The sequence below is a fragment of the Natribaculum luteum genome, assembly GCF_023008545.1.
Lineage (GTDB): Archaea > Halobacteriota > Halobacteria > Halobacteriales > Natrialbaceae > Natribaculum > Natribaculum luteum.
The window spans coordinates 2,439,559-2,457,477 of the sequence record NZ_CP095397.1; the positions used below are offsets into that span (position 1 = coordinate 2,439,559).

At 65.0% G+C, this 17,919-nt stretch carries 21 protein-coding genes; 6 read left to right on the forward strand and 15 right to left on the reverse strand.

The window, feature by feature from the left end; translation table 11 throughout:
* Positions 1–5: 5 nt before the first annotated feature.
* Positions 6–221, reverse strand: coding sequence for a hypothetical protein (locus MU558_RS12540; protein ID WP_246966611.1), 216 nt, complete (start codon positions 219–221; stop codon positions 6–8).
* A 176-nt stretch (positions 222–397) separates the two neighbouring features.
* On the reverse strand, positions 398–1,456 hold the full coding sequence (locus tag MU558_RS12545) for a DUF7544 domain-containing protein (protein ID WP_246966612.1): 1,059 nt from the start codon (positions 1,454–1,456) through the stop codon (positions 398–400).
* Between the two features lie 123 nt (positions 1,457–1,579).
* On the opposite strand from MU558_RS12545, the gene MU558_RS12550 reads away from it, so the two are divergent.
* Together MU558_RS12550 and MU558_RS12555 are read left to right on the forward strand one after the other, a co-directional pair.
* Positions 1,580–2,392, forward strand: a complete 813-nt coding sequence (locus tag MU558_RS12550; protein WP_246966613.1) for an RIO1 family regulatory kinase/ATPase domain-containing protein — start codon at positions 1,580–1,582, stop codon at positions 2,390–2,392.
* 174 nt (positions 2,393–2,566) lie between these two features.
* Entirely contained in the window at positions 2,567–4,153 is a 1,587-nt protein-coding gene (locus tag MU558_RS12555) for an aldehyde dehydrogenase family protein (protein ID WP_246966614.1), read from the forward strand.
* Between the two features lie 350 nt (positions 4,154–4,503).
* Here the strand turns inward: MU558_RS12555 and MU558_RS12560 are convergent, their stop codons facing one another.
* From MU558_RS12560 to MU558_RS12575, 4 genes are all read right to left on the reverse strand, one after another.
* Positions 4,504–5,316: a carbon-nitrogen family hydrolase gene (locus MU558_RS12560; protein ID WP_246966615.1), complete on the reverse strand. Its 813-nt coding sequence runs from the start codon at positions 5,314–5,316 to the stop codon at positions 4,504–4,506.
* Positions 5,313–5,735, reverse strand: coding sequence for an SRPBCC family protein (locus MU558_RS12565; RefSeq protein ID WP_246966616.1), 423 nt, complete (start codon positions 5,733–5,735; stop codon positions 5,313–5,315). Before MU558_RS12565 ends, MU558_RS12560 begins: the two co-directional genes overlap by 4 nt.
* Before the next feature lie 60 nt (positions 5,736–5,795).
* A complete protein-coding gene (locus tag MU558_RS12570; RefSeq protein ID WP_246966617.1) occupies positions 5,796–6,020 on the reverse strand; it encodes a DUF7123 family protein in 225 nt (74 codons plus the stop codon).
* A gap of 162 nt (positions 6,021–6,182) precedes the next feature.
* On the reverse strand, positions 6,183–6,368 hold the full coding sequence (locus tag MU558_RS12575) for a DUF7525 family protein (protein WP_246966618.1): 186 nt from the start codon (positions 6,366–6,368) through the stop codon (positions 6,183–6,185).
* 159 nt (positions 6,369–6,527) lie between these two features.
* Here MU558_RS12575 and MU558_RS12580 point away from each other — a divergent pair, with 159 nt between their 5' ends.
* Positions 6,528–7,547 (forward strand): LEA/WHy family protein, encoded by a 1,020-nt coding sequence (locus MU558_RS12580; protein WP_246966619.1) that lies wholly within the window; start codon positions 6,528–6,530, stop codon positions 7,545–7,547.
* 104 nt (positions 7,548–7,651) lie between these two features.
* A complete protein-coding gene (locus MU558_RS12585) occupies positions 7,652–8,032 on the forward strand; it encodes a DUF7528 family protein (protein ID WP_345781514.1) in 381 nt (126 codons plus the stop codon).
* A 31-nt stretch (positions 8,033–8,063) separates the two neighbouring features.
* On the opposite strand, the gene MU558_RS12590 is transcribed toward MU558_RS12585, so the two are convergent.
* From MU558_RS12590 to MU558_RS12630, 9 genes are all read right to left on the reverse strand, one after another.
* Positions 8,064–8,375 (reverse strand): HalOD1 output domain-containing protein, encoded by a 312-nt coding sequence (locus MU558_RS12590; RefSeq protein WP_246966621.1) that lies wholly within the window; start codon positions 8,373–8,375, stop codon positions 8,064–8,066.
* Positions 8,372–9,223 (reverse strand): DUF7344 domain-containing protein, encoded by an 852-nt coding sequence (locus MU558_RS12595; RefSeq protein ID WP_246966622.1) that lies wholly within the window; start codon positions 9,221–9,223, stop codon positions 8,372–8,374. Before MU558_RS12595 ends, MU558_RS12590 begins: the two co-directional genes overlap by 4 nt.
* A gap of 111 nt (positions 9,224–9,334) precedes the next feature.
* Positions 9,335–10,366 carry a phosphate uptake regulator PhoU gene (locus MU558_RS12600; protein ID WP_246966623.1) on the reverse strand — a complete coding sequence of 344 codons (1,032 nt, stop codon included), beginning with the start codon at positions 10,364–10,366 and terminating at the stop codon, positions 9,335–9,337.
* A 105-nt stretch (positions 10,367–10,471) separates the two neighbouring features.
* Complete coding sequence (locus MU558_RS12605; RefSeq protein WP_246966624.1) at positions 10,472–11,542, reverse strand: ATP-NAD kinase family protein; 1,071 nt, start codon at positions 11,540–11,542, stop codon at positions 10,472–10,474.
* A gap of 71 nt (positions 11,543–11,613) precedes the next feature.
* Positions 11,614–12,150: a DUF2243 domain-containing protein gene (locus MU558_RS12610; protein WP_246966625.1), complete on the reverse strand. Its 537-nt coding sequence runs from the start codon at positions 12,148–12,150 to the stop codon at positions 11,614–11,616.
* A gap of 106 nt (positions 12,151–12,256) precedes the next feature.
* Positions 12,257–12,988, reverse strand: a complete 732-nt coding sequence (gene yqeC / locus MU558_RS12615) for a selenium cofactor biosynthesis protein YqeC (RefSeq protein ID WP_246966626.1) — start codon at positions 12,986–12,988, stop codon at positions 12,257–12,259.
* 74 nt (positions 12,989–13,062) lie between these two features.
* A complete protein-coding gene (locus MU558_RS12620) occupies positions 13,063–14,211 on the reverse strand; it encodes a pyridoxal phosphate-dependent aminotransferase (RefSeq protein ID WP_246966627.1) in 1,149 nt (382 codons plus the stop codon).
* Positions 14,208–14,618, reverse strand: a complete 411-nt coding sequence (gene ribH / locus MU558_RS12625; RefSeq protein WP_246966628.1) for a 6,7-dimethyl-8-ribityllumazine synthase — start codon at positions 14,616–14,618, stop codon at positions 14,208–14,210. The genes MU558_RS12620 and ribH overlap by 4 nt, the downstream gene beginning before the upstream one ends.
* Before the next feature lie 229 nt (positions 14,619–14,847).
* Entirely contained in the window at positions 14,848–15,675 is an 828-nt protein-coding gene (locus MU558_RS12630) for a DUF4097 family beta strand repeat-containing protein (protein WP_246966629.1), read from the reverse strand.
* A 234-nt stretch (positions 15,676–15,909) separates the two neighbouring features.
* On the opposite strand from MU558_RS12630, the gene MU558_RS12635 reads away from it, so the two are divergent.
* Positions 15,910–17,124 (forward strand): 5-(carboxyamino)imidazole ribonucleotide synthase, encoded by a 1,215-nt coding sequence (locus MU558_RS12635; RefSeq protein WP_246966630.1) that lies wholly within the window; start codon positions 15,910–15,912, stop codon positions 17,122–17,124.
* Between the two features lie 75 nt (positions 17,125–17,199).
* Positions 17,200–17,832 carry a 5-(carboxyamino)imidazole ribonucleotide mutase gene (gene purE / locus MU558_RS12640; protein WP_246966631.1) on the forward strand — a complete coding sequence of 211 codons (633 nt, stop codon included), beginning with the start codon at positions 17,200–17,202 and terminating at the stop codon, positions 17,830–17,832.
* Positions 17,833–17,919 lie beyond the last annotated feature (87 nt).

Sequence of the window (17,919 nt, forward strand, 5' to 3'; positions counted from 1 at the left end):
TTCTGTCAGACGATTCCGACGCCGTAGACGATCAGGACGAATCCGACGATCGTCAGGAGGACGGCAATTCCTCGCGTGACCTGGATTCGTTCGTCGTCGCCGATCTCTTCTCCCTCGAGCGGAGCCATCCCCCGCTCGCGCTGAACGGCGACGATCCGGGGTGCGTACCGAACGCCGACGACACCGAGCAGCGTCAGTATCGCGCCGACGAGAACGTACATCGTTACGACCGCGGTTCTCGAGTCGCCGACGGTTCGTGGCGGTCCAGCGACTGGGCGGGCGCTCGGGTCACTCGGTCGTCGAGTAGCTCGGAGTTCATGTACAAGCCTTGCCGACGGGCGAAATAAGCGCACTGAAGCGAGACGACGTGTCGACGGGAGTTGGCGACTCGAGTCCGTCACTCCCAGCCGTTTCGGTCGTCGTCGGACTGATCGTCCCACTCGTCCGATTCGCCCCACTCGTCGTCGGACTGATCGTCCCACTCGCCGCCGTCGCTTCGGACGGCCGCGCGCTGGTCAGGGATCAGATCGAGGTCGTCGTTCGTATCGCCCAGGAGCAAGAGGGCGTAGTATCGCAGGTACGAATAGACGGGCACCTGGAGCAGCGCCATGAGGAACAAAAAGACGACGAGCGCGACGAGTCCGACGCCGACCGCGAGCGCGACTCCGACCGGACCGAGCGCGAGCAAGACGACGATCAGGATGCCAAACGGGATCGCCAGCGCGATGCCACCGAACGCCGCGAGAAACGCGACTGCGAAGCCGAGCGCGAACTGGATGATCCAGGCGAGCACCAGGTAGACGCCGTACTCTTTCCAGTTCGCGGTGAACGTCGGCCAGAACCGCCGCCACGCTGCGACGATGCCCCGATCCTCGAGTAACATGACCGGGGCGACGAAGACGGTCGTAAAGCGCGTGACGATGGCGTATGCGATCGAGAGCGGAATCGCAGCGAGCGCGATCAGTAGAAACAGACCGATCGAGACCGATCCCAGCGACTCCACCGAGAGAATCGCGACGAGTGCCGGAACGCCGACGAGGACGAAGACGACGAGCGCGGCGACGAGCCGGAAGAGAAACAGTTGCACGGCGTGGCCGATATTCTTCCCCGCGTATCGTCGAACGTGGACTGCAGACGACCGGAGCGATTCGATGAAGACGAACTCCATGATCGAACCGACGAGCGCGAACACGAGCCATATCGCGATCACGACCACGGCGAGGACGGCGACGAGTGCGAGGACGTCACCCGTCGGGAGCGCCGGTTCGACCGCGCCGGGCGTCGGTCCGTCGACGGCGGGACCGACGTTGCCCGTGGGGGTCGTCGGCGTACTCAGCCCGGGACCGCCGACGAAGAAGACGACGATCGCGAGTTTGAGCCACGTTCCCGGCCGGATCGGCGTCAGGAACTCTCGAGTTACGTCGATCGCGTCGCTCAAATCGTCGACAGCATACATTGGTGTCGGTATTGTCTTTCGACGAACAAAATATTACTGATACGTTTTGGCGACTGTCCGCTCGAGCGGCCCGTACTCGCGACTCCGAGATGCATTTATGCCCAGCTTTCCTTTAGCCGACGTATGAACCTCCGCCAGCTCGCACGAGGGACCGTCGACTGGAGCCGTCTCGAGCGCGTCTTTAGAACGCTGGCGGAGCGATACGACCGGGAAGTCGTCCGCGTCGAGTTCCTCGAGGTCGACAACTGGCTGTCGACGCCGTGTGTCATCGACGACGAGTGGTTCGTCAAAATCGTCACGCGCCAGAACGCGTTCGTCCACGCGCTGCTCACGACGGGGCGAAACGTCGGCGCGTTCTCCTCGGGGACGGAGGGATTTTTCGACCGGTACGACACGCCACGCGAAATGGTCGAACACGAGTACGAGGCGACCAAACGCATGCGCGAGATCGGTCTCAACGCGCCGCGCCCAATCGAGGCCTTCGAAGCCAACGGACTCGGCGTCCTCGTCCTGGAGTACCTGCCGTCGTTCGAGACGCTCGGCGACCTCGACGACGAGGAGGTGCGCGACCTCGCGCCGGAGCTCTTCGAGATGCTGGCGACGCTACACGAGCACGGACTCGCACATGGCGACCTTCGCGCGGAGAACATCCTCTATCGCGAGGGCGAACTTTACTTTATCGACGCCACCCGGGTGCAAGACGACCGCATCTCGGAGACGAGCGCCTACGACCTCGCGTGTGCGATGGCCGTCCTCGAGCCACGGATCGGCGCTCGAGCGACCGTCCGCGCGGCGGCGACGGCGTACGACCCGTCCCGTCTCCTCTCTGCGCGTGAGTTCCTCGACTTCGTTCGGCTCCGACCCGACCACGACTTCGATTCGACGCAGTTACGAAGCGAAGTCGAGAAGGTCGCCGACCTCGGCTACGGGCGGTAGTGGCGATTTCACGGCAGTTCCGCCCCACCCGCGGTCGGCTCGTTGCGACGCCGGAAGCCGGTTCTAGCCGTCTGCTCGGCGACCGGGCGGGTTCGTTCCGTCGCTGGGGCAGCGAGTTTCCGTCGAGAAATACAGCAGCCTTTTTGCTTTCGGCAAGTGAAAATATTGCCTGGTATGAGCCAACAAACCCCTGGACAGATCCACGGTCACTACGTCGGTGGCGAGTGGGTCGACGGCGAGGGCTCGGAGACGTTCGAGAGCACGAACCCGGCGACTGGTGAACCGCTTGCCGAGTTCCATCGTGCCACCGAGTCGGACGTCGACGCCGCACTCGAGGCGGCCGAGGCGGCCTTCGACGAGTGGCGGTCGCTGTCGTATATCGATCGCGCAGAACACCTCTGGGACATCTACCACGAACTGCGCGAGCGAACCGACGAACTGGGCGAGATCGTCACCAGAGAGTGTGGCAAGGAGATCTCCGAGGGGAAAGCGGACGTCGTCGAGGCGGCGCACATGGTCGAGTGGGCGGCCGGCAACGCCCGCCACCCCCACGGCGACGTGGTCCCAAGCGAGATCCCGAGCAAGGACTCGTACATGCGTCGCAAACCGCGGGGCGTGATCGGCTGTATCACGCCGTGGAACTTCCCGGTCGCAATCCCGTTCTGGCACATGGCGATCGCGCTGGTCGAGGGCAACACCGTCGTCTGGAAGCCGGCCGAACAGACGCCGTGGTGTGGCCAGATCGTCGCCGAGATGATGGAAGACGCCGGTGTCCCCGAGGGCGTGTTCAACATGGTCCAGGGCTACGGTGACGCCGGTGCCGCCATCGTCGACGATCCTCGAGTCGACACCGTCCTCTTTACCGGCTCGGCGGAAGTCGGCCACGAGATCGCCGGCAAGGTCGGCGGCGAACCCGGCAAACTCGCCGCCTGCGAGATGGGCGGTAAAAACGGCATCGTCGTCACCGAGAACGCAGACCTCGACGTCGCCGTCCACTCGGCGATCATGTCCTCGTTCAAGACGACCGGCCAGCGCTGTGTCTCCTCCGAACGGCTGATCGTCCACGAGGACGTCTACGACGAGTTCAAAGCGCGGTTCGTCGACCTCGCCGAGAGCGTCGCCGTCGGCGACCCGCTCTCTGCGGACACGTTCATGGGCCCCGCTATCGAGCCAGCGCACCTCGAGAAGATCCGCAAGCACAACGAACTCGCCGAGAAGGAAGGCGGGGAGGTACTCGTCGACCGGTACGAACTCGACGACGAGGAAATTCCCGAGGACCACGAGGAGGGGGCAGCTACTGCCTCCGATAGTGAGCGTAGCGGTAGCTACGCGAACGGCTACTGGGTCGGGCCGTTCGTCTACGAGATCGACTACGATCCGGACCTGCGGTGTATCAAAGAGGAGTGTTTCGGCCCCCACGTCGCCCTGATGGAGTACTCCGGTGACATCGAACGAGCGGTCGAGATCCACAACGACACGCCGTACGGTCTCGCCGGTGCGATCATCTCGGAGGACTATCGCCAGATCAACTACTTCCGTGACTACGCCGACCTCGGACTGGCCTACGCCAATCTGCCGTGTATCGGTGCGGAGGTGCAGCTACCCTTCGGCGGCGTCAAAAAGTCCGGCAACGGCTACCCCTCCGCTCGAGAGGCCATCGAGGCCGTCACCGAGCGAACCGCCTGGACGATGAACAACTCGAAAGAGATCGAGATGGCCCAGGGGCTGTCGGCGGACATCAAGACCGCAGACGACGAGTAGGCCGCGATACCGTCGTCTCGAGTGGCGGATCGAACGACGCGCGAACCGCAGTTCTCGAGGGGGACCGAAGCCGATAGCGAAAGGTGTGGACGAGGTGACGAGAGACGCGGACGAGGTGGCGAAAGGTGTGGACGAGGTGACGAGAGACGCGGACGAGGTGGCGAAAGGTGCGGACGAGACGTGGATCTGCTCTCCCGGGAGACGAGCAGCGGCGGTCCAGCGGTCCGGTATGCCGGTCGGCGGCGTGAAAAGCGCCGTCTTCCGGCGTATAAACGTTGGTCCCGAACGACTAAAATCCAGCGGGTCTGGAACGCGTGGCCGCCAGTGTTCGAGGCCGACCAGCGACGAACTTACAGCCGCCGGTCCCGAAGAGCGGGGAACTCCTCGCGGACCGACGTTACTCGCTGCGGGTCGATCTCGGCGGTCACGATCGTCGGTTCGTCGCCACTCGAGGCTACGGCCACGCCCCACGGGTCGTGGACGGTCGACCGGCCGAGCAGCGTCGCGTCCGCGAACGACCCCGACCCGTTGATCGTCGCGACGTAACACTGGTTCTCGATCGCACGGGCTCGCGAGAGCGTGTTCCAGTGTTCGATCCGGGGATAGGGCCACGCGCTCGGAACGCAGACGAGGTCGACGCCGGCGTCGACGAGGTTTCGATAGAGTTCCGGAAACCGGAGGTCGTAACAGGTCGTTACCCCGACCGTGAAGCCGCCGATTTCGGCCGTCTCGAGCCGTTCACCGGGGACGAGCAGTTCGTTCTCGACGGAGTCGTACCCGAAGAGGTGGTGTTTGCGATAGACGAGTTCGAGGTCGCCACTCGAGTCGAACAGCGCGGCCGTGTTCGCCAGGCCCTCGGCGGCCGGGGTCTCGACCGACTCGGTCGCCGCGAGATCCTCGACGATGGTTCCTGCGAGGACGGCGACGTCGTGGTCGGCTGCCGCCTCCTGCAGGCGCGTGAACGTCTCTCCCTCGATCGGTTCCGCGTACCGCTCGTAGAGATCGAACGCGAAGTAACCGACGGTAAACAGTTCGGGGAGGGCGACGAGGTCCGCGCCACGGTCGGCGGCACTCGAGACGGCCTCGAGCGCTCGCTCGACGTTGCCGTCGACGTCTCCCGCTTCGATCTCGAGTTGTGCGAGTGCGATCGTCGTCTCGGTCATCGTGAGGCCTCGAGGTTGCGACGCAGGTTCTCGAGTTCGTCGTCGAGGTTTCGTTCGAAGAACGTCTCGACGCCGGGGACCTTGCCGTCGACGACGAACTCGTTTACGAGCCGGCTGCCGCCGTCTCTCGGTTCGATCTCGTGTTCGCCAGTGACGTTCATCACCTTCGATCGGCCGACGAACTTCACGTACTCCGGCGATCGTCGGGTGACGTCTTCTGTCTCGACGGCGATCGTCCGTCGCACGAGCGGGATCGGTAACTCCACGTGCCAGGTTACGTGCGTCGCGTCGGCGTCGTTGACGGTGTACTCACTGACGACACTGATCGATCGGGCGCGGTTCCCGGGATCCGAGATGAACTCCCACACCTGATCGGGCGGAATCGTGAGTTCGAACGTACGCTGGACCCGAACGGTCATGTCGGTACGTCCGTGTCACGCGGGTAAAAAGACGGTGAAAGCAGCCACACTCGTCGTCGCTCAACTAAGCGTCACTTTCCACGTCGTCGAGCGCGCGCGTCCCCACTTTTCGATGTCGACGTCGTCGGATTTCTCTGCGAGGTGCGGCAGACGCGCACCGACCTGTTTCGAAGAGAGTCCGATCGCTTCCGCGATGTTCTTCGCCCGGAAGTACTGCTCGCCACGGGCGGCGCTCTCGCGGAGGTACGAGAGAATTCGCTGCTCTTCGTCGGAGTAGTCGGTCATCGTCGTTACCTAGGCCTAGGCCGTCTGGCGTCTTAACTGTTGGTAGACCCCTTCAATTACGTACGGGAAATCGACGATCGCAGGTAACTCGCTGTTGTACTCGAGAAGGACGGGAGTTACTGTCGTTTGAGCGTCGTTTCTGGCGTCGTGGTGACGCGCCGCTCAGCCCCAGTAGGCGTGGATCGCCGCGACTGCGAGCCCGCCGAAGAGAACGGCAGCGGCGAATCCCCAGGCGGCTTCGATGTCCGGTGCACCGGCGAACATTGCGAACGCGCCGAGTGCCGCGACGACGGCGAGCGCGATCGCGAGTCCGATGCCTTTGTCCGTCGTTTCCGTTGATGCAGCCATGTCGCACCGTTTGTAGTGGGGGTCTCTTAATTGCACTCATTCGTCGACAGAGTCGCGTCGTCTCGAGGGCGATCCGACCGTCACGAAGTGGGCGATTACTCCCTCCAGACTCATGCCACTCGCCGTGGTGGAACGCGGTCGACCGTGGAATCGATCGTGATGACGACTACGACGTCGATCCTCTTTGGCAGCAAGCTCCGTACCGTAGTGACGATTGCTCTCTCGCTGGTCGTCGTCATCGCGGGCGCGTTCGTCGTCGGACTCGTCGGCGTTCCCACCGTCGAGCGCGTCGACGGCGAGTTCGGGGCGGTCAACGACTCGCACACGGAGGTTCGCGCCACGCTGACCGTCGACAATCCGAACCCGATCGGCACGCGGGCGGTTGACGTCACCGCCGACTACGTCGTCAGGGCGAACGGCGTCGAACTGGCGCGGGGCCACGACGATGCCGTCTCCGTCGCACCCGGAACGTCGACCGAGACCGTCACCGCGTGGATGGACAACGCGGTGATCCCCCGGTGGTGGGCGTCACACGTCCGGAACGGGGAGCGAACCACCGTCGTCGTCGACGCACAGGTGACGACCGGCATCCTCGGCTACAGCAGGAACGTTACGCGGTCCCGAACCGTCGAGACGGACCTCCTCTCGTCGTTCGAGTCGACCGAACCCAGGCCGATCGACGCGGACGTTCCGTTCGCCCCGAATCCGGTCCTGTACCTCAACGAGACCCGGGCGTCCTGGGGAAACGTCGACGCGAACCGGACCGAACTCGAGCTGGCAGCCGACGCGTACAACCCCGGCGAGTACGACGTGCCAGTGACACAGATCGGGTACGCGATCACGATGAACGGCGTCGTCGTCGGCGAGGGCGAGACGGCCGGCGGGACGGTCCTCGAGTCCGGCGAGGAGACGACGGTCACCGCGACGACGGCGATCGAGCACGACCGTCTCGACGAGTGGTGGGTCGCCCACCTCGAGAACGGCCAGCAGTCGGAACTGCGCATCGAATTCGAGGCCCGGATCGAACTACCGACTGGCTCGACGGTCACCGTGCCACTCGAGGCGCTCACCTACGAGGAGACGGTCGAGACCGATCTGTTAGGCGAGGGCGACTCGAGGGAGCGGTCCCGATACTGTTTTGTCGCTGGCACCTGTACGATCGCCCATGACGCGGAGTGAACCCGCTCCTGATCGCGTTCTTCTCGAGCAGTGACGACGCTCCAGCCGTCTCCGTCGACGACGACGGCACGCTCTTCCTGACGATCGACGGGACGTCCCGGGAACTGTCCAGACGCGACGCGAGGGCGCTCCAGGAGGCGATCGACGACGCGCTGACCGAACGCCGCGAGTTCGTCTACACGGCCTGTACCTACCGTGAGGACGGCTCGTACGTCGTCTCGAGACGGGGCTCGACCTCGGCCGGCAACGCCAAGGTCTTCGAGTCGTTCGAGGCCGTTCGACGGCTCTTCGACCGACTGCCGGAGCGATTCGGCGCACAAGCAGTGGGTCGAACCGGAATCACCGGCTCGAGACGCCACCTGCTGGTCAGACACTTCGCCGAACATCCGGCGTTTTCCTGTCGGCTCACGTGTCGGAGTCCGCTAACGGTCGAGAAGCGTCCCGAGTCGACCGCCGACGCGTCTTCGGCTGGCGACATAGTGTGACGTCGAGGCTGGTACGACGCTCGAGACTGACTCACTCTTCGTCGACGGTGACGTGGACGTAGATGACCTTGCGCGTGACAGTCACCGCACAGTCGTCGAACGCGAACGAAATCTCCGCGCTAACGGCGCCGTCCGTCTCCGCGAACGTGCGGTCTAGAGATTCGGGGTCGATCACCTCGTACAGCGGCTCGAGTTCGAGCGGCGACGTGTTCGTGAGCGCCGCGACTGCCCTGACGACGGCCTCGCTTCGTCGTTCGTCCGGGTCGACCTCGTACGCGAACCGGGACGACGACGTCGGTCCATCGCGGTCGAATCCGCCGTCGGAAATCGATCTCCTGGTCACGGTTCGAACGGGAGGTCGCTCGTGAAGTCGTCGCTCTGGTAGTCGAGGTGATCGAGTCGGGGGCCAAGCAGTCCGCGGACGAGCGCGACCAGGGGGTTGGTGGCTCCCTCGCCGATCATCGCCGTCTCGCTTCTGGTGCCATCGTCGCCTGGTTCGTCCCAGAGGGCGACCATGACCTTGTCGCGATCGGCGACGATGAGTCGTCCGACTCGCGGATACCTCGACGGTTCGTTCATCCAGTCGCCCTGTGGTTCCCAGATGGTCGCCGCCGGGAGGAACTCGCGAAAGTACTCGCGGACGTCCGGATTCTGTGATCCGGCGTAGATGTCCACGCCGCGTTCGATCGCTCGCCGCGCGTGCGGGAGACAATCCTGATCGAGCAAGTCGTCGGAGGCGTAGACGAGAAACAACTCGTCTTCGGCCTTGTCTGCCAGTTCCCGGCTGTACTCGTACACGTCTGCCTGCCCTTCGATCACGCCGATCGCGTCGCCGTCGCTGCGGCTGCCGGTCTGGAACCGCGATAGCAACTCGTCGATGAGCTCGATCTCCATCCACTCGGCGTCGACCGCCGCGTAATCGCGGTAGACGGCGACGTTCTCCTCGTGATCGTACGTGATCAGTCCTGCGTCGTCGAGCTGTGGAAGGTGTTTGTGGTGGAGTGCAACGAGCGTTCGATCGAACTCGTTCTCGTAGTCGGACGACCGGAGCACGCCGGCGTCGTGGGAAACGAGGCGATCGGCCAGTTCGGTCACAGGAAGCGGTCGAGCAGCGTCGTTGAGAATCGACAGCACTGCTCGGTTGTACGTGTTCGCGATGAGCCGGATGATTCGCTCCTCCTGTGACCCCATACCGCCATATTCTTCGCTGTAATTAAAAATAGGGTGGTAGTTTCGAATGTGGGCAGCGTCGTCGACGACGCCGATTCCGATCGGTGAGCGTCCGTCGCCGTCGGGGATCGGTCACCGAATGCTCGTGTGTTCGGACTCCTCGTTGAGCGCGAGGTTCGCCGCGATCTCCGCGTTTCGCATGGCGTACTGGGCGGTCTGCTGGAGACTGACCAGCACCTCACGCACCTGCAGGAGGTCGTCGTTGGACATCTCCGGCAGGCCGTCGAGAATGTCGCGTTCGGTCTCGTCGATCTCCTGGAACAGTTTCCGCACTTCGATCGTCAGATCGTAGTCCCGGCGGACCGCGGCTTCGACCGCGACCGACGTGATCTCGTCGACCAGGTCGGTCAGTTCACGAATCTGGCGCATCGTCGCGCTCTCGACGTTGAGCGCGTGCCCGTCGGCTTCCATCACGATTTCGGCGATGTCCTCCGCGTTGTCCGCGGTCAACTCGAGGTTCTTCGCGATCGAGCGGTAGCCGATGAGCGGGAAGCCGCTGTCGAGTCCCACGGCGCGAGCGAGGTTCGGGTTCTGGTAGGCGGTGAAGATCAGTCGAAGCAAGAGGACGAAGATCTTGTTGGCCTGGCGCTCGCGGTTGAGCGCGCGCTGGGCGAGATCGGGGTTGCCGTGGGCCAGGGACTTGATCGCTTCACCGCGCATCGTCCGTCCCGTTCGCTCGAGGCGCTCGAGGAGGTTGTCGAGCGTGAAGTCTTCGGGATCGACCGAACAGCGAATCGAGATGCTTTCGGGAGTCTCCTCGATGACACCCAGTCCCATCAGCTGTGTTTCGGCCTGGTAGACGGCGTTGATGTGTGCGGAGTCGAGTGCGCCCTCCTCGCGTTCGATTCGAATGACCCGTCGACCGAGGACGTACTGGGCGACGATTGCCCGTTCGACGGCCTGGGCGTCCAGGTCGTCGGCACGGATGATCGCCTCCGTGTCTTCGGAGCTGACGGACTCCGGCATCACCGTCAACGTTCCCTTCCCGCCGGTCCGGAGAGACACTTCATCTCCTTTTTCGACGCCGTGTTCGGACGCCCACTCCGCGGGCAACGTCATCGCCAGCGTCGACGGACCGAGTCGTTGCACTTTCCGCGTTTCCATGTCTCCGGGTAGGCCGCTGCCGACCTTAATCTTGACTATATTCTCATTATACGATCGACGTTATGGGTAATAGGACTAGGTCGGCTGAGTTGACGAGGGATATCATTATACAACTTTCACGAGACGTGTCGTAAACCGACCAGTTCGCACCTGGAGCCAACCCCGAAGGGACTCGTCGACGTCTTCGTCGTCGGTGTCGACGCATAACGCGTCTAAATCGTCGAGCTTCTCGCCCGAGGCGACGACCTCGATATCGTCGGCGCGGTCGATTACCGCCGGCGAAATCTGGTGGTTGCCTCGCCCGAAGATGAACCCCTGTCCACCGATCGGCGAGACGACGATGGTGGCTGGATTCTCGAGGACCTCGAGAATCTCCGACTCGGCGGCGTCGCGGGCGAGCACCTCCCCGTCGCGCCAGACGTCGACTCCGAGCGGCGAGGGGTCGACACCGAGTTCCTCCTCGATCGCACCCACCGTGCTGCCAGGTCCGAAGACGTACGTCGTCCCCTCCTCGACCTCGCGAGCGAAGCCCTCGGCCAGCGCGTCGACGCTGCCACTCGAGAGCTGTTTGCTCGCCTGCAGGTCCGGTGCGACGGGGACGGGAACGATGGCTTTCAGGTCGGCTCGAACCTCGCCCTCGCGGTAGGCCTCCTCGTCGATGTCGTTTATCTCCCGGTTTTCGACCCGGTCTGCCTCGGCGGCGATCCGTCCGGTGTCGGCTGGCGTAACGCCGAAGACGGAAGAATAGACTTTCACGCCCGCGGGAACGCCCAGCATCGGCGTCTCCGAGTCGGCGTCCTCGAGGACGTCCGCGACGTCGACAGCCGTCCCGTCGCCGCCGACGAACAGAAGCAGATCGACGTCTCGGTCGAGAAATGCCCGAACTGCGGCTTTCGTGTCCGTCGCGCTCGTTTCGTCGGCGTCTGGCTCGTAGACGACCGTCGGGTCGTAGCCTGCCGCGTGCACCTCCTCGGCACCCATCTCGCCGGCGGCAGTGTAGACGGTAAGTTCCGGTTCGCGACGGTAGAGGGCCTCGAGTGCGACGACGGCACGGTCGGGCGCACGCGGTTCGGCTCCCAGACGGCGTGCCTCCTCGACTTTTCCGTCGGTCCCTTTCAGTCCGACCCGACCGCCCATGCCAGCGATCGGATTGACGACGACGCCGATGCTATCCATACGCCAGCGTAGGCGGCCCGTCGCAAAAGCGGTGTGGCTTCTCGGTCGGCCGATCGCTCGCGGAGACCGCCTCAGGCGGTCTGTTCTTCCGGGCTCGGTTGCTCTCGAGGAACGACCGCGTCCTCGCTTCGAATCAGGGCGTACCCGCCGACGACGAAGACCAGGCCGGAGAACAGAAACGCCAGGTCCCACGCGAGAACACTCCCCGGTCCTGCCGGCCAGACGTGGTGGACGCCAAGAAGGTGGTGGTTTACGCCTCCCTCGGCGAGGTTGAACACACCCCATCCAACGATCGTCGAACCGAGCAGCGCTCGCCCGGAGGGCGGGACGTCGTCACGACGCCAGGCGCGAACCAGCAACGCCACGCCGGCGATCGTAAAGAGGTACGTGGCGGCGTGGAAGAACCCGTCAGCTACCACGTTCACTCGCAGATCGCCCGCGATCGCCGGGTCGGGGTACGCAGACAGCATATGGTGCCACTGAAGTATCTGGTGGAGGACGATCCCGTCGAAAAAGCCGCCCAATCCGATTCCGAGGACGATTCCCGCGTGAACGAGCGGCTTCGCGCGCTCCTGGAGTCCCAGCCACGTTCCGTCTCCGTCGGCCATGCCGGTACGAAAACAGAACGCGAGAAAACGCCTTCTGCCGTCCGTTGCAAGCGGCTGTCGGCGAAATCGCGTGGCAGTGCGAGTGCCCGATGGCAGGGACAGACGCTCAGTCCGTCGATCGAACGACGTCGACCACCGTCACGTCCGCCATTCGCGCCAGGACGACCCGTGGAACGTCTGCCTGCTCGAGGATCGCGGCTGCGATCTCGCGGGCCGTCCCCTCGTCGCCGGCGTCGTCGACCTTGTTGAGAAGCGGGATCGTCGTCGCACCTGCCGGGATTCCCTTCAGCCCGCCCTCGTCGCTCGAGACGACCGTCGCGACCGCCGCAGGCGTGATCCGGTCGCCGACCTCGAGGTCGGTGATCGCGGCGACGCGCTCGGGGCGGTGGACGTACTCTTCGGTGAGTGGCTTGCCGACGGCGTGGACGCTCGCGATCGGGACGACAACGTCGGTCGTCGACGGCAACTGGGGTTCGCGCTCGTCGGGGGCCTTGAACTCGCGCGTTCGCGCTCCGTCTGCCTTCACGAGGACGGGGCCGTCGTGGACACTCGCGATGGCGTCGACCGTCTCGGGGTCGTACCCGCGATACCGGTCGTTGTCCTCCCGTGCGGGCACGAGTCCGAGCGGAAACGCCGTCGCGCCCTCGAGTGCCGCCCGTGGCGCGTCCGTCACCTGCACGGCCGCGACGTGCTGGTCGAAGATCGGAATCCGCACCGTCGCCGTGAGAACGGCGCGCTCGAGGCGATCGGCGAGCGCGTACAGCGTCGATTTCTTGCCACCCGCTCCGACCACACAGAGCGTCCCCCTGTCGGCGTCCAGCGCGTCGACGACGTTCATAGCCGTAGCATAGATGTTCGACCCTAAAAATCCGCCCGTCGGGTCGACACGTAGATCCCCCGCTCTCGGCCGGGCTACAGGTAGCCTTCCTCGGCCAGCCGCTCGATCCCCTCGCGCAGGCGCTCCTCGCTCGCAGCGTAGGAAATTCGCGCGTAGCCAGGGGTGCCAAAGGCACTGCCCGGAACGGTGGCGACGTGGGCGTCCTCGAGTGCGCCCTCACACCAGGTCTGGTCGTCCGAGTCGACGGGCAACATCATGTAGAACGCGCCGTCCGGAACCGCGACGTCGACGCCCTCTTCCTCGAGCAGGTCGACGACCAGGTCGCGTCGCTCCTCGAAGGCGGCGACCATCTCCTCGACTGCCTCGTCGGTGTTCTGCAGGGCCTCGATGCCCGCGTGCTGGACGAAGTTGACGGCCGACGACACGGAGTGGCTGTGGAGCTTTCCAGCCTGGTCGACCAGTTCCTCGGGACCGGCGAAGTAGCCCAGCCGCCAGCCGGTCATCGAGTAGGCCTTCGAGAAGCCGTTGACCGTCACGGTGCGGTCTGCCATCCCCTCGAGCGTGCCCAGGCTGGTCGGCTCGACGCCGTAGGTGATCTCCTTGTAGATCTCGTCGGAGATGACGGTGACGTCGTGTTCGACTGCCAGGTCGCGGACGCCCTCGAGCGCGGCGTCGGAGTAGACCGCGCCGGTGGGGTTCGACGGCGAGTTGACGATCAGCAGCTCTGTCTCGTCCGTGACGACGCTCGCGAGGTCGTCGAGTGCGGGCTCGAGCTGGAAGTCGAAGGCAGAGAGGTCGACGCGGGTGAGCGAGCCGCCGGCCATCTTGACCATCGCCTCGTAGGAGACCCACGCGGGGTCGAGCAGGACGACCTCGTCGCCGTCTTCGACGAGCGCGCTGACGATCTCGTACAGCGCCTGCTTCGCGCCAGGCGTGACGATGATCTCCTCGGGGCCGTGCTCTAAGCCGTCGTCGGCCAGCTTCTCCGCGATGGCCTCGCGGAGTTCGAGGATGCCGGCGGAGGTGGTGTAGCCGGTGTGGCCGGCGTCCATCGCCGCCTTGCCGGCGTCGACGATGTTGTCGGGCGTCGGGAAGTCGGGTTCACCGACGGAGAGGTCGACGACGTCTGCGCCCTCGGCCTCGAGTTCGGTTGCGAGTGCGGAGATTGCAAGCGTTGCGGACGGTTCGACTCGGGTTACGCGGTCTGCGAAGTCCATGGTCATGGTTCTGGAAGTTCCTCGACGAGATCGATCGCACCCTCGACTGCTTTCGCCGCGTTCTCGACGCGTTCGCGGGCCTCCGCGGCGGACATGCCGGGACCCGTCACACCGAGGGTGACTGGCGTGTCACGCTCGAGACTCACGTCGGAGAGACGCTGGGCCGTGGCGTCGGTGATCACCTGGTCGTGGTCGGTGTCACCGGTGATGACCGCACCGACGACGGCGACGGCGTCGACTTCCTCGAGACGAGCGAGGCGGTCTGCGGCCAGCGGTGCGTCGTACGCGCCCGGGACGTGGACCGTCTCGTAGACGTCGACGCCGGCGGCGTCTGCGGCCTCTCGGGCCTGCGTTTCCATCTGCTCGGTGATCGGGCGGTTGAACTGCGCGACCACCAGGCCGAGCGTGGGCATACCAGTGCGGTTGGGTGGCTGGGTAAAAGAGGTACCGTTCTACGGTGACCGCGTACCGATACCGCCGGACGACACGGGCCAGCTGTCGATCGCACGCGAGACGCCGCCGTCAGCGGCGACAGCCGTCCAGACGCGATCGAGGCCGCCCTGACTGTCGTCCGGTGGGACTCGCCGGCCGACCCACCGCTCGACGGCGTCCGACTCTCGCGCTCTTGCCGGACGAGAATCGCTACGACGCATCGGTGTTTCGAAACGTCACGTCGCCGTTGGTCGTCTCGATGCGGATCCGTCGGGTTCCGTCACCCAGCGTCATCTCGAGTGAGCCGCCGCTCGAGGCGTTCGAATCGCCGAAGCCGTCGACCGATACGTCGCCATTGGTCGTCGAGACGCTGACGGTCGCATCGAGCGGCGCGGACGCTCGGACCGCGATTTCGCCGTTGGTACTCCCCGCGGTCAGGTCGCCGTCGCCGTCCGCAAGCGAGACGTCGATATCCCCGTTCGTCGTGTCCGCATCAACGTCACCGCTGACTTCGGCGGTGTTGATATCTCCGTTGGTGGTCTCGGCGTTCAGCCCGCCGTCGACGCCCTCGACGTCGATCTGGCCGTTCGTCGTCCCGACGACCAGTTCGCCGGTCGTGTTCCGGATTTCGACGTCGCCGTTCGTCGTCTTCGCCCGCGCGAGCCGGATCCCCGCCGGGACCGTCACCTCGAGATCGATTTTGGGATTGGAACTGAATAGAAACGGTAGCGTGTCGTCGTTCGTCTCGAGTCTCAGGGTTCCGTCGCTCCGGCTGGACTCGAGGGTTACCGACTCGAGGGCGTCTTCGGTCGGTGCCGTTTTGTGAGCCCGGACCTCGATCGCATCGCCCTGGTTGCCGTCGACGGTGATCCAGCCGTTGGTCACCTCGAGCGCGAGCGAACTGAGATCGGTGGTCTCGTAGGTTTTCGTCACGGTTTCCGTTGCGCCCCCGCCGGTCGCGAGACAGCCGGCGAGCGCGCCGAGTGCACCGAGACTTCCCCCACCGAGCAACTGGCGTCGTGAAATGTCCCTTCGCATACTCGTACCCGTGTGTTCCTATCGACATATGTACTATCGATCAGTTTCCGACGCAGGTGTTCGCCACGAAGGTTTTTATAGGATCGTGGCGGCTTCGCCCGAAGTCGTCATCTCGCAGAGCCGCCAGTTCCGTTCGATCGGACGCCTCGGAGATCGCGTTTCGGGAGAGAGCGATCGCGCCTCGAGCGTGCCGTTTGAGAATTCTTAAGCGCGGGCGACGACAACGGCGGCGTAATGACGACGCTACGGACGCCGGGACCGACCCTCGGCGTAGTCGGTGGTGGACAGCTCGGGCGGATGCTCGCCGAGGCGGCCGGGCCACTCGGCGTCGAGGTGGTCGTCCTCGACCCGACGCCCGACTGTCCGGCGGCACCGCTCGCCCGCGATCAGATCGTCGCCGACTTCGACGACGAGGCCGGGATCCGCGAGCTCGCCGAACGTGCGGACGTCCTCACGTTCGAGATCGAACTCGCCGACCAGGACGTCATGGCCCGTATCGGCGAGGAGACCGGGACGCCGGTCCACCCGAAGCCGTCGACGCTCGAGACGATCCACGACAAACTCGTCCAGAAGCGCGAACTCGCCGAGGCCGGCGTTCCGGTGCCGCCGTTCCGCGAGGTCGAGGACGCCGACGACATCCGCGAGGCGATCGACGACTACGGCGCGCCGGTGATGCTCAAAGCCCGCACCGGCGGCTACGACGGGCGCGGAAACGTCCCCGTCGAGTCCAAAGCCGACGCCGAGGACGCCCTCGAGTCGGTCGCCGGTCCCGCGATGGTCGAGTCGTTCGTCGACTTCGAACGCGAGGTGTCGGTCATCGCCGTCAAGGGCGAGGACGAGGTCGCTACCTTCCCGCTTGGTGAGAACGTCCACGAAGACGAGATCCTTCGGAAGACGATCGTCCCCGCGCGCTCGAGCGAGCCCGTCGCGGAGCGCGCGTACGACGTCGCGCGAGATGTCCTCGAGGTGATGGACGGTCGTGGCGTCTACGGGATCGAACTGTTCGAGACGAGCGAGGCGCGTGGTGCCTCGGAAACCTCGAGCGGGAAAAGCCCGCGTGAGAGCGGGGGCGAGATCCTGCTCAACGAGATCGCACCGCGGCCACACAACTCCGGCCACTGGACGATCGAGGGAACCCAGACCTCGCAGTTCGAACAGCATGTCAGGGCCGTCCTGGGCTGGCCGCTCGGCTCGACGGCACTGCGTTCGCCGACCGTGATGACGAATCTTCTCGGCGACGTCGAGGCGGAGCGTCCCGCACAGCTCGAGGATATCGACGAGATCCTCGAGACGCCCGGCGCGGCCCTCCACTGGTACGGCAAGCGACAGGCCAGGCCGTTGCGGAAAATGGGCCACGTGACGCTGTCGGCACACGACGAGGAGACGTCGGTCGACGACCTGCTCGAGACCGCGCGTGCGCTCGAGGCCGCCGTGACGTTCCGGTCGTAGTCGCCCGGCCGCACTCGATTCCGCCGCCGTCTCGTTTACCATCGTTTGAAGTCACTTGCCCGACCATCACCGCCTATGAGCGACAGCGTCAGCGACTTGATCGACCGACTCCACGACGAAGCCGACCAGGATCGCCCGGCTGCGGAAACTCCCGACGTGGGGATCGTGATGGGAAGTGACTCCGACCTCGAGACCATGATGACCGGCGGTCGCCGCCGGGGGGCCTACGACGCGTTCGTCGACGAACTCGGGTTCGAGGAACAGACCGACTTCGAGGAGCCGCCCGAGTCCCGGTTTACGTTCGAGACGTACGTCACCTCGGCACACCGTACGCCCGAACTGATGTACGCATACGCCGAGACCGCAGAGGCACGCGGCATCGAGGTCATCATCGCGGGCGCGGGCGGGAAGTCCGCGGACCTGCCGAACATGACCGCCTCGATCGCCTATCCGCTTCCAGTCATCGGGGTGCCGGTCCAGGAGAAGTCCGTCGACTCGGTGATCGGCATGCCGACGGGCGCGCCGATCGTCGCCGTCGACGCGGGCAAGTCGTTCAACGCCGCACTGTCGGCAGCACAGATCCTCGCGCGCCAGCACGAACCCGTCCGCGAGCGACTCGCCGCGTACCACGAGCAGCTACAAGGCGAGGTCGGCGACGTCTCCCGCGAACTCCACGACCGAGGGACGCTCGAGTTCACGTCCGAGTGATCGCCGGTCGACTAGCCTCGGTGGCATTAATTCGCTGTTGTCGATTCGGTCCACGTCGAACGCGAGTGCGGCCACGCTCTCGGCAGG